This window comes from Pseudomonas sp. GW821-FHT05H12, from assembly GCF_059419385.1.
On sequence record NZ_JBWKRS010000018.1, the window covers coordinates 97,379 to 111,746 of the forward strand.

Annotated in this window: 16 protein-coding genes; 3 read left to right on the top strand and 13 right to left on the bottom strand. The window is 61.6% G+C overall.

Features of this window, described 5'->3' with window-relative positions; genetic code table 11:
• Window positions 1-10 precede the first annotated feature (10 nt).
• From AC07SU_RS17585 to AC07SU_RS17595, 3 genes are read right to left on the bottom strand one after another with little or no spacing between them, the layout of a single operon-like run.
• Window positions 11-877 (bottom strand): alpha/beta hydrolase, encoded by an 867-nt coding sequence (locus AC07SU_RS17585; RefSeq protein WP_176994877.1) that lies wholly within the window; start codon window positions 875-877, stop codon window positions 11-13.
• Complete coding sequence (locus AC07SU_RS17590) at window positions 874-2,268, bottom strand: aspartate aminotransferase family protein (protein ID WP_494997735.1); 1,395 nt, start codon at window positions 2,266-2,268, stop codon at window positions 874-876. The genes AC07SU_RS17585 and AC07SU_RS17590 overlap by 4 nt, the downstream gene beginning before the upstream one ends.
• A complete protein-coding gene (locus tag AC07SU_RS17595) occupies window positions 2,261-2,974 on the bottom strand; it encodes an MtnX-like HAD-IB family phosphatase (protein WP_176994879.1) in 714 nt (237 codons plus the stop codon). The genes AC07SU_RS17590 and AC07SU_RS17595 overlap by 8 nt, the downstream gene beginning before the upstream one ends.
• Before the next feature lie 230 nt (window positions 2,975-3,204).
• Between AC07SU_RS17595 and AC07SU_RS17600 the strand changes: the two genes are divergently transcribed.
• Window positions 3,205-3,975 (top strand): MipA/OmpV family protein, encoded by a 771-nt coding sequence (locus AC07SU_RS17600; protein WP_176994880.1) that lies wholly within the window; start codon window positions 3,205-3,207, stop codon window positions 3,973-3,975.
• A 151-nt stretch (window positions 3,976-4,126) separates the two neighbouring features.
• Complete coding sequence (locus AC07SU_RS17605) at window positions 4,127-4,999, top strand: fatty acid desaturase family protein (RefSeq protein ID WP_494997736.1); 873 nt, start codon at window positions 4,127-4,129, stop codon at window positions 4,997-4,999.
• A 139-nt stretch (window positions 5,000-5,138) separates the two neighbouring features.
• Here AC07SU_RS17605 and AC07SU_RS17610 read toward each other — a convergent pair whose 3' ends face one another.
• The 5 genes from AC07SU_RS17610 to AC07SU_RS17630 all read right to left on the bottom strand — a co-directional run bounded on the left by AC07SU_RS17610 (window position 5,139) and on the right by AC07SU_RS17630 (window position 8,781).
• Complete coding sequence (locus tag AC07SU_RS17610) at window positions 5,139-5,555, bottom strand: DMT family transporter (RefSeq protein ID WP_494997737.1); 417 nt, start codon at window positions 5,553-5,555, stop codon at window positions 5,139-5,141.
• Window positions 5,552-5,932 carry a DMT family transporter gene (locus AC07SU_RS17615; RefSeq protein ID WP_176994883.1) on the bottom strand — a complete coding sequence of 127 codons (381 nt, stop codon included), beginning with the start codon at window positions 5,930-5,932 and terminating at the stop codon, window positions 5,552-5,554. The genes AC07SU_RS17610 and AC07SU_RS17615 overlap by 4 nt, the downstream gene beginning before the upstream one ends.
• The gene (locus AC07SU_RS17620) at window positions 5,929-6,849 is read right to left on the bottom strand and encodes an arginase family protein (protein ID WP_494997738.1); all 921 of its coding nucleotides are present in this window, start codon (window positions 6,847-6,849) and stop codon (window positions 5,929-5,931) included. Before AC07SU_RS17620 ends, AC07SU_RS17615 begins: the two co-directional genes overlap by 4 nt.
• 203 nt (window positions 6,850-7,052) lie before the next feature.
• Complete coding sequence (locus AC07SU_RS17625; protein ID WP_494997739.1) at window positions 7,053-7,706, bottom strand: DsbA family oxidoreductase; 654 nt, start codon at window positions 7,704-7,706, stop codon at window positions 7,053-7,055.
• Between the two features lie 55 nt (window positions 7,707-7,761).
• The gene (locus AC07SU_RS17630) at window positions 7,762-8,781 is read right to left on the bottom strand and encodes an alpha/beta fold hydrolase (RefSeq protein WP_494997740.1); all 1,020 of its coding nucleotides are present in this window, start codon (window positions 8,779-8,781) and stop codon (window positions 7,762-7,764) included.
• Between the two features lie 186 nt (window positions 8,782-8,967).
• Between AC07SU_RS17630 and metR the strand changes: the two genes are divergently transcribed.
• On the top strand, window positions 8,968-9,885 hold the full coding sequence (metR, locus tag AC07SU_RS17635; RefSeq protein ID WP_494997741.1) for a transcriptional regulator MetR: 918 nt from the start codon (window positions 8,968-8,970) through the stop codon (window positions 9,883-9,885).
• Window positions 9,886-9,996: 111 nt separating this feature from the next.
• On the opposite strand, the gene AC07SU_RS17640 is transcribed toward metR, so the two are convergent.
• The 5 genes from AC07SU_RS17640 to AC07SU_RS17660 all read right to left on the bottom strand — a co-directional run bounded on the left by AC07SU_RS17640 (window position 9,997) and on the right by AC07SU_RS17660 (window position 14,281).
• Entirely contained in the window at window positions 9,997-10,503 is a 507-nt protein-coding gene (locus AC07SU_RS17640) for a GNAT family N-acetyltransferase (RefSeq protein WP_494997742.1), read from the bottom strand.
• Window positions 10,500-10,907, bottom strand: a complete 408-nt coding sequence (locus AC07SU_RS17645) for an NUDIX hydrolase (RefSeq protein ID WP_494997743.1) — start codon at window positions 10,905-10,907, stop codon at window positions 10,500-10,502. Before AC07SU_RS17645 ends, AC07SU_RS17640 begins: the two co-directional genes overlap by 4 nt.
• A gap of 166 nt (window positions 10,908-11,073) precedes the next feature.
• Window positions 11,074-12,414: a response regulator c-di-GMP phosphodiesterase, NosR family gene (gene nosR / locus AC07SU_RS17650; RefSeq protein ID WP_494997744.1), complete on the bottom strand. Its 1,341-nt coding sequence runs from the start codon at window positions 12,412-12,414 to the stop codon at window positions 11,074-11,076.
• 168 nt (window positions 12,415-12,582) lie between these two features.
• Window positions 12,583-12,855, bottom strand: coding sequence for a type B 50S ribosomal protein L31 (locus AC07SU_RS17655; protein ID WP_176994891.1), 273 nt, complete (start codon window positions 12,853-12,855; stop codon window positions 12,583-12,585).
• Between the two features lie 100 nt (window positions 12,856-12,955).
• Complete coding sequence (locus tag AC07SU_RS17660; RefSeq protein ID WP_494997745.1) at window positions 12,956-14,281, bottom strand: APC family permease; 1,326 nt, start codon at window positions 14,279-14,281, stop codon at window positions 12,956-12,958.
• Window positions 14,282-14,368: the final 87 nt, after the last annotated feature.

Genomic DNA, 14,368 nt, shown 5'->3' on the forward strand with positions numbered 1-14,368 from the left:
TTCCTTAGGCTTACGCCCGCTGTCGATAATCTTCGGGCGCCTCGATGGCATGGGTGTGCTGCTCGACGAACTCGGCACTCAACTCGATCACACGGCGGTATTGCAGGTCGACGGTGATCATGTGATAGCAGTTGTCCAGCAGGATCTTGGTCACGGGGCCGCCGAGGTGGCGTTCCACGTAATCGGCGTTCCAGCGGCTGGTGATGTCATCTTCGATGGAGTGCAACACCAGGGCCGGCACCTTGACCTCGGGCATGCGCTTCTTGACCACGGCGTTCATGCGGTGCAACTCGCGCACCGTGATGCCTTCCATGGTCAACAAGCCCGCCTCGCTGCTGTGCCCTTCCTTCATCTGCCGTTCAACAATCGCCCGCAGGCGCTCATTCTTGATGCCGTAAGGCGGCTTCTCTTCGAAGCGGCAGATGTGCACGCCGAACGGGATCTTCATCAGCAATGGCGTCAGGAACGCCAGCTTGTGAATGCTCCAGCCGTCGTACTTCAAGGTGGTGGAATACATCAGCAACCCGGCAACCTGCCCGGGGTGTTCGGCGGCCACGTACATCGACATCACCGCGCCCATGGACAAACCACCGACGAACACCTGCTCGTGGCGCTGCTTGACCTGTGCGAAGGTCTTGCGCACACCTTCGTACCAGTCCAGCCAGCCGGTGGCCTGCAGGTCGCTGTTGCCCCCGCAATGCCCGGCCAGCGTCGGCACGTACACCGTGCAGTTACCCGCCTTGGCCAGGCCCTTGGCGACCTGGCGCAATTCCGTCGGGGTGCCGGTCAGGCCGTGGATCAACAGGATCCCGACCGGACCTTCACCGAGAACGAAGCCGGCATCACCTTCACCGAGGTCGATCTCGAGGCTGTTCACCGTTTGGTTGCCCGTACCAGCAGTTGCTCCAGGAGTTTCAGGCCCAGGTCGATTTCCGGGTAGCTGATTTCCAGGGACGGTGCCAGGGTGATCACGTTTTTGTAGTAACCGCCGACGTCGAGGATCAGGCCGAGTTTCTGGCCATCAACGATCATGTCGCCTTTCATGCCTTCTTCAACCATGTAGTCCAGGGTCGCCTTGTCTGGCGTGAAGCCGTCCGGGCCGCAGATTTCGCAGCGCAGGGCCAGGCCCAGGCCGTCGACGTCGCCGATGATCGGGAAACGTTTCTGCAGGTCTTGCAGGCCTTCCAGGAAGTACTTGCCCTTGGCCATGACCATCGCGCCGTAGTCGACTTCGTTGGTCATCTTGAACATTTCCAGGCCTACCGCCGTCCCCAGTGGGTTGGAGGCGAAGGTGGAGTGGGTGGAGCCTGGCGGGAAGATCTTCGGGTTGATCAGCTCTTCACGGGCCCAGATGCCGCCCAGTGGGTTCAGGCCGTTGGTCAGTGCTTTACCGAAGACGATCACATCCGGTTGTACGTCGAAGTGTTCGATCGACCACAGTTTGCCGGTACGGTAGAAGCCCATCTGGATTTCGTCGGACACCATCAGGATGCCGTGCTGATCCAGCACTTGCTTGAGTTCGCGGTAAAAGTTCATCGGCGGGATCACGTAGCCGCCGGTGCCCTGGATCGGCTCGACGTAGAACGCTGCGTATTCGCTGGAACCGACTTTCGGGTCCCACACACCGTTGTATTCCGTCTCGAACAGACGGGCGAATTGCTGCACGCAGTGGCTGCCGTACTCTTCCTTGGTCATGCCTTTAGGGCCGCGGAAGTGGTACGGGAACGGGATGAACTGCGCACGCTCGCCGAAGTGGCCGTAGCGACGACGGTAGCGGTAGCTGGAGGTGATCGACGACGCGCCGAGGGTACGGCCGTGGTAGCCGCCTTCGAAGGCGAACATCAGGCTCTTGCCGTTGGTGGCGTTACGCACGACCTTCAGGGAGTCTTCGATGGACTGCGAACCGCCGACGTTGAAGTGCACGCGACCGTCGAGGCCGAACTTCTTCTTGGCGTCGACTGCGATCATTTCCGACAGCTCGATCTTGCCTTTGTGCAGGTACTGGCTGGCGATTTGCGGCAGGGTGTCGATCTGCTGTTTCAGCGCGTTGTTCAGGCGTGGGTTGGCGTAGCCGAAGTTAACGGCCGAGTACCACATTTGCAGATCGAGGTACGCCTGGTCTTCGGTGTCCCACACGTAGGAGCCTTCGCAACGGCTGAAAATACGCGGTGGCTCGATGTAGTGAACGGTGTCGCCGTACGAGCAATATTTGGCTTCTTTATCCAGAAGAATCTGGTCTTCGGCGGTAGCGATACGGATATCAGACATGGTGGAAGAGTTCCTGATTTTCAACAGAGAGGTCAGTAGCAGTGAAGGTGGTGGCGTTGGCGGCGATGCCCAGAGGCAACTTGGCCAGCAGCGCGGGCACTTCGGCAAAGGTGTCGAAGCGCGCGTAAGGGATGTTGTGGGTCTCGCAGTAGTCAGCCAGGCTGCCTTTGGCGAAGACGAAATCGGCAGTGGAGGCCACGCACATGTCGGACTTGCCGTCACCGATCACCAGCACGCGCTTGTTGCGCGGGGTGGATTTGCACTTGCAGTTGCCGGACGCGGCACGGCAGGCATCGCTGGAGTACGGGAAGTCGATGCGCCAGCTGTTCTGGTCGACCTGACGCAAGCGATTGGCGAGGATCGGCAGCAAGGTCACGTAGTTGCGCGACAGGATGCGTGCGATGCCTTGTTCGATGCCGTCGCTGACCACTTCGATGGTCGCGCCCAGGCCCATGACGTGGTCGACGAAGTCCGGGAAGTCCGGGTCGATCTCGACGCTGTCGAAGTACGCCAGCAGTTCGGCAGGTGTGGCCTTGATCAGCGCCAGTTGACGGCTCAGGCATTCGCGGGAGCCGATATGCCCATCCAGCCATTCCTGTTCGATGGTTTCCCATTCGGGGCCGGCGAAGCGTTGGAGGACGTTGTCGATGACATCGGTGGGGGTAATGGTCCCGTCGAAGTCACACACGATATGCCAGTGGATCATCTGCGTTTACCTTGAAGGTGGAGCGCGCTGCATGCGCTTGCCCAACCGGTAGAGCAGGGAGCGTGCCAACTGGCCGAAAGCCAGCGGGGCTGGGGGTTTGCCGTGTCACGGTGGTGATATGTGTCGCCCAAGCTACAATTTTTGTAGCTTGCTACAAACAAGATGAGTGCTTGCGCCAGGGATGCCCTTCGCGCGTTCATGCGCACGTAATCAATCAAGGAACCGTGACCATGTTCAGGATCACATGTGCTGCATTCGCCGGTTTGCTTGGCTTGTGGGGCTTTTCAAACGCCGCCCAGGCTGAGGGCATTACCGGTGAAGTGGGCGCAGGCGTCAGCTATCAGCCCCGCGAACCCACAGGCAGCCGCTATCAGATCACCCCTATTCCCTACTTCGATCTGGACTGGGGCAATGTCAGCCTCGGGACCGACGATGGCTTGACCTGGAGCGCCCTGAATACCAACGGGTTCAGCGCCGGGCCTTACGTCAATTACATTTCGGGCCGCACGGCCAACGGTGCGCTCGCCGGCCTGCGGGATGTCTCGAGCATGGCCGAGGTGGGCGGGTTCGTGCAGTACGCGCCGGCCGAGTTCTGGCGGGTCTACGCCCAGCTGGGCCGGGCCGTGGGCGGTGGCCACGACCAAGGCGGCGTGCTCGGCAAGGTTGGTGGCGAGCTGGGTTACCCGCTGGGCGGCGGGATCATTGGCAGCAGCGGCCTGATGGCGCATTTCGCCGACGACCGCCAGACCAACACGTTTTTCGGCGTGGATGACAACGAAGCCGCGGCCTCGGGCTTCAAGCCCTACAACGCCAGCGGCGGCTTCCAGAACCTGACGTTTACCCAGAGCTTCGAGTTCCCCCTGGCGGCGAAGTGGTCGCTGCTGACCAGCGCCAGCTGGGTCCATCTGGTGGGCTCGGCGGCGGACAGCAGCATCGTGCGCCAGACCGGCGAAGTGAATCAGGGCCAAGTGCAGACCGCCATCAGCTACAAATTCGACTGATCCCCCTGTAGGAGCCGGCTTGCCGGCGATGAGGCCCTTAAAAACGCCATCGCCGGCAACCCGGCTCCTACAGTTGGGTTTCGTGAGTGCCGACGAAGTTGGTCTAAGCCTTGCAGTAACGCCCTGGAATCCACTGTTCAGGACGTTCTTCATGGCTCGCCCCGCTTACCGCCTGTTGCACCATTCGCTGTGGGACCTGGTCCCTATCGCCATGGGCCTGGCGCATTTCGCTTTTGTCATCTGGCTGGTTGCCGCGTTTCATAGCTTGAGCTGGTGGGCCTTGGTCCCGCTCGCACTGGTTTACGCGGTCAGTATGTCGTGGAGCATCAACAGCATCTCCCACAACCAGATCCACAATGCCTACTTCACCCACCGCGCCATGAACCGTGCGTTTGACCTGCTGCTGTCTGTCACCATCGGGTTCTCCCAGACGCTCTACCGCGATATCCACAACCGCCACCACCGTGGCAATGCCGACCTGCCGGGCCCGGACGGGCAAACCATCGACCCGCTGTCGATCTACCAACGCGGCAAGGACGGCCAGCCGGAAAACCCGTGGGCCTACACGTTCCTCAGTTTTTTCCGCGACGATCCCAAGCCGTTCTATGACGAAATGAAGCGCAAGCGCCCGGCTGACGCGCGTTGGGTCAAGGTGGAGATCTGCGTGACGGTGGTGTTCTACATCGCTCTGGCGTTCTACAACTGGCAGGCGGTGCTGTGGCTGTTGCCGTTCTGGTACCTGGGCCAGTGCCTGTCATCGCTCAATGGCTACTACGAGCACTTTGGCGGCAACCCGGACCTGCCGATTGCCTGGGGCGTGAGTTCCTACAGCGTGTTGTACAACCTGATCTGGATGAATAACGGTTACCACGCCGAGCACCACTACCGGCCGAAGATGCACTGGACCAAGGTGAAGGCGTTTCATCGGGAGATTGCCGAGCAGCAGCGTGAGGCGGGCGTCAAGGCGCTTCCGGTGTCCCATGGCTTAGGCTTCCTGGTGGCACACCGCAAATCCCAGGGCTGACCCCAATTTGTAGGAGCCCGGCTTGCCGGCGATGGCGTCCTCAAGGGCCCCATCGCTGGCAAGCCAGCTCCTACAAGGGGTGGTCGTAGGAGCCGGCTTGCCGGCGATGAGGCCCGCACGGACGCCATCGCCAGGGTTCTCAGTTCTCTTCGCCTTCAGCCAGCAACGCAATCCCGCCGATAATCACCGCAACGCCCACCCAGTGCAGCAGGCTGATGTGTTCCCCCAGCCCCAGCCATGACCCCAGCAGCACCACCACGAACACCAGCGAACTCAGCGGAAACGCCAGGGACAGGCTGCTGCGCCGCAGGATCAGCATCCACACGAAGAAGGCGCCGATGTAACTGCCGATCGCCGCCAGGATCCCCGGGTTGCGCGCCACGTCCGCCAGCCACTGCCAGTTGAAATCCATCTGCCCCAGTTGGTCACCCGCCACCTTGGTAAACAACTGCCCGGCGCTTTCAAAACCGATCAGCAACGCCCACAGCACCACGGTACCCAGGCGCCCGTGCAGCCAGCCGCTGGGCCGCTCTGCCACAACATTCTGCGAACTCATGCCTGACTCCCCGCAATGGCCACCAACATCACACCAAAAGTAATCACCAGCGTGCCCAGCCAGCGACGCCGGCTGACGGTTTCCTTGAGCACCAGCTTGCCCGCCAGCACCACGCCGCAGTAGGCCAGTGCTGCGGCCGGGAACAACAGGCTCAATGGCGCACGGGACAAGGCTTCAAGCCACACGAAAAACTCAATGGCATAGGCGCCGATCCCGGCCCACAGCAACGGCGCATTGAACACTTGGCCCCAGAACGCATTCAGGCGAAACCCGCCTTCCAGCTCCGGCAGCCGGTCCAGGCCGATTTTGAAACACAGCTGGCCGATCACATCGAGCACGATGGAAAACGCCACCAGCATCACTACGAGCAAGGTCACGGGAACAACTCCTCAAACAGGTCGATCAGGGCTTCATTGGTCGCGGCGTTACGCTGAATATCCTCCGGGCTCCAGCGCTCGGGCGGCGGCTGGTCGGACTTGGCTTCCCAACGCTTGAACGCGTTGCTGAATGCCGGGGTGGCAAACTCGCCGCACACGTCGATGCCGATGATGCGCTTGCGCGCCGCCAAGGCCCGCAGGGCCTCCAGCAAATGGGTCAGGCGCATGCCGCCCTGATCCCAGTTGGTGGCGGCGTCTTCGCTGGCCAGCACGTCTTTGTCGATGGTGATCCAGATCGCCTCGGTGGGCAGGCTGCTGATCATCTGCTCCAGAAACGCGGTCCAGTCCAACTCGGACAGATTGCGCCAGTGCAGGTGGTTCTCCTGCTGTTGATGACCGGCGCCATCGCCTACCCGGCCCCAGACTTTCGACGGCGGATGCTGCCACGGAAACAGCTGCAATTGCCCGCGCTTGAGGGCGCCGAGGTTGCCGCCACGCAGTTGCGGGTTGTGCAGGTCGTCGCTGCACGGGCCAAGCGTGACGATGCGTTTGACGGCCGGCATTTTCAACGCACGGTTGACCCAGGAACCACAGTGGCGCTTGGGCGCAAAGCGCACCCAGTCGGGGTGGTTGTCGAAATGGATCAGGCTGATGGGTTCCTTGAGGTCCGCCAGGAACGCCGGCGTGAGGTGGTGGTAATCGCCGGAGCCGACAAACAGAATTTCCGGGCGTGCGTCCACCGGCCGTGGCCGTTTGGCCAGGCGCTCGGCGAATGACTTCCAGGTTTTTTCGGTTGACCACAGGCGCAGTTTCGGGCCCAGGTCCAGTAAGTCGAGGCGCGTGGCCTGGCCGCTGGCCAACCGCCGGGCAATCGGTGCCTGGCCGGTAAGGCTGTGGTCGAGGTCAAGAATATTCAAGGCAGTGTTGCCCCCTAATAACAGCGCCCATCCGGCTGCCGGATGGGCTTTGAGGGGGTAATGCAAGGGACGGGCCAGCACCTGTTTTGAAAACAACGCGCAACAATTGTAGGAGCCGGCTTGCCGGCGATGGCGGTGGGTCAGCCAGCCTCTCTATCTGCTGATAGACAGCTATCGCCGGCAAGCCGGCTCCTACAGGGGGGTCAGGCTTTGGCTTCGTTGATGATCTGGCGGATGGCGCCGACAAACGCTTCGGCCGGCTGGCCACCGCTGACGGCGTATTGGTCGTTGAACACGATGGTCGGCACCGAGCTCACACCACGGGAAATCCACAGTTGTTCCTGCTCACGTACGTCCGCGGCGTATTCATCGCTGGCGAGAATCTCGGCGGCGCGCTTGAGGTCCAGGCCGACGCTTTCGGCAATGATCGCCAGTGTGGCGTGGTCGGACGGGTCCTGGCCATCACTGAAGTACGCCTTGAACAGCGCTTCCTTGAGGTTGTACTGCAAACCTTCAAGCCCAGCCCAATGCAGCAGGCGGTGGGCGTCGAAGGTGTTGTAGATGCGGCTCTGGCCATCGGTGCGAAAGGCAAAACCCAACGCGGCGCCCATGTCGCGGATGCGCTCGCGGTTGGCCTGGGACTGCTCGGCGGTAGAGCCGTATTTCTCGGTGATGTGTTCGACGATGTTCTGCCCTTCGGCAGGCATGTTCGGGTTCAGCTCGAACGGCTGGAAATGGATCTCGGCCTGCACTTCGGCGCCCAGTTGGTCCAGGGCCTCGGTCAGGCCGCGCAGGCCGATGATGCACCAGGGGCAGGACACGTCGCTGACGAAATCGATTTTCAGGGGAGTACTCATGGTAGGCAACCTCGCTGGCATTCACGCGCCGGAAACCTCGCACGATACACCAATGTCACAGCACCTTCGAAGGCTCACCCAGGTCAATCTGCGCCCAGTGCGCGGCATCTTCACGGTGGGCTTTGAGATACGGCAGCACCGCCGTCAGCAGTGGCGCCTTGAACGCCTCCTGGAAACGATGGGCCATGCCGGGAATCAGCTTCAACTGGCTGCCCTGGATATGCGCCGCCAGGTGCACGCCGTGCATCACCGGCAACAACGGATCGGCGGTGCCATGTACCACCAAGGTCGGCACCCGCAGTTGGTTGAGCAGCGGTACACGGCTGGGCTCGGCAAGGATGGCCATGATCTGGCGTTTCACACCGTCGGGGTTGAAGGCGCGGTCATAGGACAGCGCCGCCTGGTGCAGCAACGCCTGGCGATCGTCTTTCACATAAGGGCTGCCGAGGGCGGCCAACAGGTCGGCCTGTTGTTCGAGCGCCACTTCGCGATTGGGCGCACTGCGCCGCGACAGCAACTGCACCAGCGCCGCGTTCGGGGCGGGCAGGCCTTCGGCGCCGGAACTGGTCATGACCAGGGTCAGGCTTTCCACCCGCTGTGGTGCCATGGCGGCCAGGTGCTGGGCGATCATGCCGCCCATGCTCGCGCCCAGCACGTGGAATTGCTGGATCTGCAGCGCGTCCATCAGGCCCAGCGCATCGTCGGCCATGTCGCTCAGCGTGTAGGGCGCTGCGACCGGCAGGCCGAGCTTGTAGCGCAGCACTTCAAAAGTGAGGTTGGCGCTGGCCGGCGCCTGGCGCCAGGTGGACAGGCCGACATCACGGTTGTCGTAGCGGATCACCCGGAAACCTTGCTGGCACAGGGCGACCACCACCTCATCCGGCCAATGGATCAATTGCCCGCCAAGGCCCATCACCAGCAGCAAGGCCGGGTCGGACGCACGGCCGATGCTCTGATAGGCGATGCTCACCTTTTCCAGGTCGACCGTTTGAGTCGGGACATTGACGTCACATCGAGAAGCCGCAAAAGACGGCAGGCCGAACAAAAGAGCGGCCAGTAAAAACAACACGCGCATGAAAAACACCGAAACGCAGAACCCCAGTAGAGCGCGAGTCTGATGAAGTTTGTTCAAGCGCGCTGCCACAGTTCCATGACAGTTTGATGAAGAGTGCCAAGTGGTCACCTTTTGTCGACAGGCGCGCCAACATGAGACAAACTCACGCCATTCCGATTCTCTACAAATTGTATTCATGGAGAGCCCGTGCTCGAGATCCGTCACCTCAAGACCCTGCACGCCCTGCGCGAAGCCGACAGCCTGGTGGAAGCCGCCGAGCGACTTCACCTGACGCAGTCGGCGCTGTCCCACCAGTTCAAAGAACTGGAAGAGCGCCTGGGCATGCCGCTGTTCGTGCGCAAGACCAAGCCGCTGCGTTTCACCAGCGCCGGTTTGCGCCTGCTGCAATTGGCCGATGCCACCCTGCCCTTGCTGCGCGGCGCCGAGCGGGATATCGCGCGATTGGCCGGCGGCACCGCCGGCCGCTTGCACATGGCCATCGAATGCCACAGCTGCTTCCAGTGGCTGATGCCGACCATCGACCAATTCCGCGATGCCTGGCCGGAAGTCGAGCTGGATTTGGCCTCGGGCTTTGCCTTCGCGCCGTTGCCGGCCCTGGCCCGGGGCGACCTGGACCTGGTGGTGACCTCCGACCCGCTGGAGCTGCCGGGCATCACCTACGTGCCGTTGTTCACCTACGAAGCCATGCTGGCGGTGGCCAACCAGCACCCGCTGGCGCACAAGCCGTACATCGTGCCGGAAGACCTGCTGACCGAAACCCTGATCACCTACCCGGTGGAGCGCGACCGCCTGGACATCTTCACGCGCTTCCTCGAACCCGCCGATGTGGAACCCGCCCAGGTGCGCACCTCGGAGCTGTCGGTGATGATGATGCAACTGGTGGCCAGCGGCCGTGGTGTGTGTGGCATGCCCCATTGGGCACTGCACGAATACAGCTCGCGTGGCTACGTGAAGGCCAAGCGCCTGGGCGAGAAAGGGTTGTTTGCGACGTTGTATGCGGCGATCCGTGCCGACATGCTGGATGCGCCGTACATGCGCGACTTCCTGCTGACGGCCAAGGACACGTCGTTTTCAACGTTGGATGGGGTTAGCGCCGTACGCTAAAACCTGCGCAACCTCACAGACGATGAGATCAAATGTGGGAGCTGGCTTGCCTGCGATAGCGGTGCATCAGACAGACCGCTATCGCAGGCAAGCCAGCTCCCACAGGGGAAATCACTGGCCTTTCAATTCGCGCCACATATGGATCTTGTCGAAATAATCCTCCCCCACCCGCACCGCCAGCGGCTCCAGGCCGTACTGGATGAATCCGCAACGCTGGTACAGCGCAAAGGCGGCGTCGTTGCCGGCGGTGACGGTCAGTTGGATCAGCTTGAGGCGCGGGTGACGGCGTGCCTCATCGAGTGCCGCCTCCACCAACTGGCGACCCAGTCCTTTGCGTTGATGGGCCTCGGTCACGTACATGCCGAACAGCGTCACCTTGTGCCGCGCTTTTTCCCGGGGCTCGAAGGCCAGGCCGACAATGCCCGCCAGTTCATCCCCTTCAAACGCGCCGAGCAAACAGTCCAGTGGGCTGCTCACGCGCTTTTCCCACCAGCTCAACGGCATCGCCGCACGCTCGGCCACGCTGGAGGTGAAGGCCTGGGGGTAAGCGCCATACGCTTCAAGCATCAAAGCCCGATAGGCCTCGGCGTCGCCCGCCCCCAGGGTGCGAATGATCATGCGGGCAGCGAGGCGCGGTAGAACGGCAGGATCAAATCGCGCGTCAACGGCGCCAACGCCAGGCCGCCGTCACCGGCCGGGTCGATCCAGCGCACTTCTTCGATTTCTGCAGCCGGGGTTACCGGTACATCGATCCGTACCTGGAACAATTCCGCGTGTACGGTGAAGCCGGGTTCGTTGGCGGCCGGGGCCGAGAAGTGGCCGAGGTAGAGCGCATCTTCAGGATTGATCCGCAGGTTCAGCTCTTCGTGCAGCTCACGGGCCAGCGCTTCGGCGGGTTGCTCGCCCGCATCGATCTTGCCGCCCGGCTGCATGAAGGCCTGGGTGCCGCGCTTGCGCACGAGCAGGGTCTGGCCGTCGCTGCCGATCAGGAGGGCGGCGGCGATGCGGATGGTAGACGTCATGAAAGGTTACCTTGAACACAAAGGCGCAAGGATCACATGACCTACAGCCGCACCGCAATCCAATGTGGGAGCTGGCTTGCCTGCGATGGCGGTGTGTCAGTTGAAACAGTGTTTGCTGATGGGCCGCCATCGCAGGCAAGCCAGCTCCCACAGTTTCAGAGTGTGTTCAGCCTGTGGTTACGGCGGTGTCCTTGATGAACACGCTGTAGCGCGCACCTTCCATGGTTTCGAAGGCGATCAGCTTGTCCACCAGGGGCAAGTTCAAGACTTTGCCGGCATTGAGCAGCAACATGCCGTTATCGGCGTTGAGATTGCGCGCCAGGATCATCCCCTCCTCCAGCTCGCGAGTGCCCAGCACCTTGACGTTGGGGTCGCCCAGGGTCACGTCATTGAGGTAGGTGGCGCACACCAGCACAAAGTCCTCGACCATCAGCGGGTCATACAGCCGCCCGGCGTATTTGCGGATGTACAGCAGCGCTTCGTCGCTGTTCATCTGCCGTTCCAGGATCAGGCCTTTTTGCAGTTCGATGAAGTCCACCGCCAGTTTCAACAGGCGCGAACCGGCCGGAATCGCCTCGCCCTTAAGGTGGTCGGGAAAGCCCGAGCCGTCCCAGCGCTCCTGGTGATGACGGATCAGCCGTGCGGCGTCTTTCATCGGCTCCAGGGTCATCAGCAGCGACTCACTCTGGGCGGCATAGGCGCGATAACGCTCACGGTCGCTGCTGTGCAGCAGGTCCGAGGGCGAGGCCATCATGCTGTCGCTCCAGCTCAACTTGCCGATATTGTAGAGCGCGGCGGCCATGGTCAGGTCGCGGTTGCTGGCCTCGTCCACGCCATGGGCCACGCACCAGGTGCGCACCAGTTCGATGATCTGGCGGTTGGTCTGCTTGGCGCGGGGCAGGCGCAGGTTGGCCAACAGCGAGAACACTTCGGTGCCAGTGGCGTAGCTGTGCTTGAGCTCTTCGTAGGCCAGGTCGAGCATGTCGGCGGTTTGTTGCAGCTCGCTGGTGCGCGACGCCACGCGCTTTTCCAAGGTTGCATTGAGCTGCTTGAGTGCCTCGTTTTGTTGCAGGATCAGTTGTTCCAGGCGCAGGCGCTCACGCTCCGAATGCTGGTGGGCCAGGGACTGGCGCAGGGCCAGCAGCAGTTCTTCGTCCTTCCAGGGCTTGCTGAGGTAGCGGTAGATCTCACCTTCGTTGATGGCTTTGACGATCAGGGTCAGGTCGGTTTCGCCGGTGAGCAGGATGCGCACGGTGTGGGGATAGTGCTGGTGGATATGCGCCAGCAACGTAGCGCCGTCCATGTCCGGCAAACGCGCGGCGCTCATCACCAGGTCGATGGGTTGGCAGGCGAGAATGGCCAGGGCATCGGCGGCACAGGTGGCGCTGTGAAGGTCGAAGGGTTCCAGCCGCAGCAGGTGCGTGAGGCTGTGCAGCACATCGGGATGGGCGTCGATCAACAGCACGGCGGCGCGGTCGGCATCGCTGAAGGTTACGGACTCTCCCATGGAACACCTCGGATCGTCGATGTGCGCTCCTTACGGTCGGGACCTGCCTCCTTGGCGTTTACTGAGTAGTTTAGTCGGTTTTCGACAAGATGATGGCCTTACGATATCAACGCATAAAAAAAGCCGCTCCAGAAACCGGAGCGGCCTTCGAGGTGAAACGGGGTGCCTTCACGCGTCGGCTTTTTTCGGGCTTGAACCGAACGAAGCAAAACGCTTGTTGAACCCGGCAATCCGGCCTTCGGCCTGGGTCTTGCGCTGTTGGCCGGTGTAGATCGGGTGCGAGGCGCTGGACACGTCCAGCGGGATATACGGGTAAGTGTTGCCGTCGCTGTGCGTGTGGGTGCGGTCGCTGTCGGCGGTAGAGCCGATCAGGAAGAACACGTCGGCGGCGGTGTCGTGGAACAGCACGGTGCGGTAGTCAGGATGGATACCAGCTTTCATAAGGCCTCCGGGGCGTCTGGGTGCAAAATATGTGTTACACAGTAACATAAATCATGCACCCAAACGAGAACCGATTGCAATAAGAATAGGCCCGGCTCTTCTATGCCGCTTCCTGGAAGTCCATTTCCGGTGGCTGTGTCGAGAAACCGCGAGTCAGGAAACCCAGGTAAACCAGGCCAATCGCCAACCACACCAGGCCCAGGTAAATCGCCAGGTGATCCAGGCTGACCATCAGCCACACATCCGCTGCCAGGCCAATCGCCGGGAATACCAGGAACAGGATCAGCTCACGCACGCCGCGCTGTTTTGCGCCAATCCAGTAGTGAAAGATCACCGAGAGGTTCACCAGGCTGAACGCCAGGAACGCACCAAAGTTGATGAACGAGGTGGAGGTGGTCACGTCCAGCTTCAGTGCCAGCAACGCCACGACCGCACACAACAGGATGCTGTTGACCGGCGTACCGAAGCGCGCATGCAAGGTGCCGAAGAACGACTTGGGCAACACGCCGTCACGCCCCATGGCAAACAACAGCCGCGAACCGCTGGCCTGGGCCGACAGCCCCGAGGCGAACTGGCCGACGATCAGGCCAATCAAGAAGATCGACACAAACAGGTCGCCACCGATATTGCGCGCGATTTCGTACGCCGCCGAATCCACATCGGCAAATTCAAACGACGGGTGGGCCACCTGCACGAAATACGACACACCGACAAAAATCAGCCCGCCAATCAAGGTGATCAGCATGATCGCCCGTGGAATGGTGCGGCGCGGGTCGCGGGTTTCTTCGGTCAGGGTGCTGACCGCGTCAAAGCCCAGGAACGAATAGCAGGCGATGGCCGCACCGCTCATGATCAAGGGCATTTGCATCTGGCCGTTGAAGAACGGGGCGGTGGTCCAGAGTGGCTTGCTCGCATCACCACCGATGTAGTGGATGCACAGCGCGACGAACGCGATCAACACCAGGAACTGCACGAGCATCAGCAGCGCGTTGATGCCGTTGGCCAGTTTCAGGCCGATGATATTGATCACGGTGGTGATGCCGATGAAGGCCAGTACCCACACCCACTGCGGCACGGCCGGGAACGCCGAATGCAGGTACGCCGCGCCGATCAGCCAGATGGCCATAGGCAGGAACAGGTAGTCGAGCAACACCGCCCAACCGGCGATAAAGCCCAGCTTGGGGCTGATGGCCTTGCGCACGTAGCTGTAGGCGGAACCGGCCACCGGAAAGGCCGAGGCCATGCGCCCGTAACTCATGGCGGTGAAGAACATCGCCACCAGGGCGGCCAGGTAAGCGGCGGGGACCATGCCCGCCGTGGATTGCGCCAGGATACCGAACGTACCGAGCACAATGATCGGCGTCATATAGGCGATGCCAAACAGCACCACCGACCCTAACGACAGGGTGCGTTGCAAACGAGCCATGAGCGATTCTCCGCGCAATTATTAGATTTATGGCAGAACTGAAGTCGGTGAAGCGAGTGCATTAATTCTTATGGGTGCAGCGCCCCC

Coding starts and splice junctions, on each gene's coding strand:
- AC07SU_RS17600 (WP_176994880.1), top strand. CDS start 3,205: ATGTTCAGGATCACATGTGCTGCATTCGCCGGTTTGCTTGGCTTGTGG.
- AC07SU_RS17645 (WP_494997743.1), bottom strand. CDS start 10,907: ATGACGTCTACCATCCGCATCGCCGCCGCCCTCCTGATCGGCAGCGAC.
- AC07SU_RS17605 (WP_494997736.1), top strand. CDS start 4,127: ATGGCTCGCCCCGCTTACCGCCTGTTGCACCATTCGCTGTGGGACCTG.
- AC07SU_RS17610 (WP_494997737.1), bottom strand. CDS start 5,555: ATGAGTTCGCAGAATGTTGTGGCAGAGCGGCCCAGCGGCTGGCTGCAC.
- AC07SU_RS17655 (WP_176994891.1), bottom strand. CDS start 12,855: ATGAAAGCTGGTATCCATCCTGACTACCGCACCGTGCTGTTCCACGAC.
- nosR (WP_494997744.1), bottom strand. CDS start 12,414: ATGGGAGAGTCCGTAACCTTCAGCGATGCCGACCGCGCCGCCGTGCTG.
- AC07SU_RS17630 (WP_494997740.1), bottom strand. CDS start 8,781: ATGCGCGTGTTGTTTTTACTGGCCGCTCTTTTGTTCGGCCTGCCGTCT.
- AC07SU_RS17640 (WP_494997742.1), bottom strand. CDS start 10,503: ATGATCATTCGCACCCTGGGGGCGGGCGACGCCGAGGCCTATCGGGCT.
- AC07SU_RS17660 (WP_494997745.1), bottom strand. CDS start 14,281: ATGGCTCGTTTGCAACGCACCCTGTCGTTAGGGTCGGTGGTGCTGTTT.
- AC07SU_RS17625 (WP_494997739.1), bottom strand. CDS start 7,706: ATGAGTACTCCCCTGAAAATCGATTTCGTCAGCGACGTGTCCTGCCCC.
- AC07SU_RS17590 (WP_494997735.1), bottom strand. CDS start 2,268: ATGTCTGATATCCGTATCGCTACCGCCGAAGACCAGATTCTTCTGGAT.
- AC07SU_RS17595 (WP_176994879.1), bottom strand. CDS start 2,974: ATGATCCACTGGCATATCGTGTGTGACTTCGACGGGACCATTACCCCC.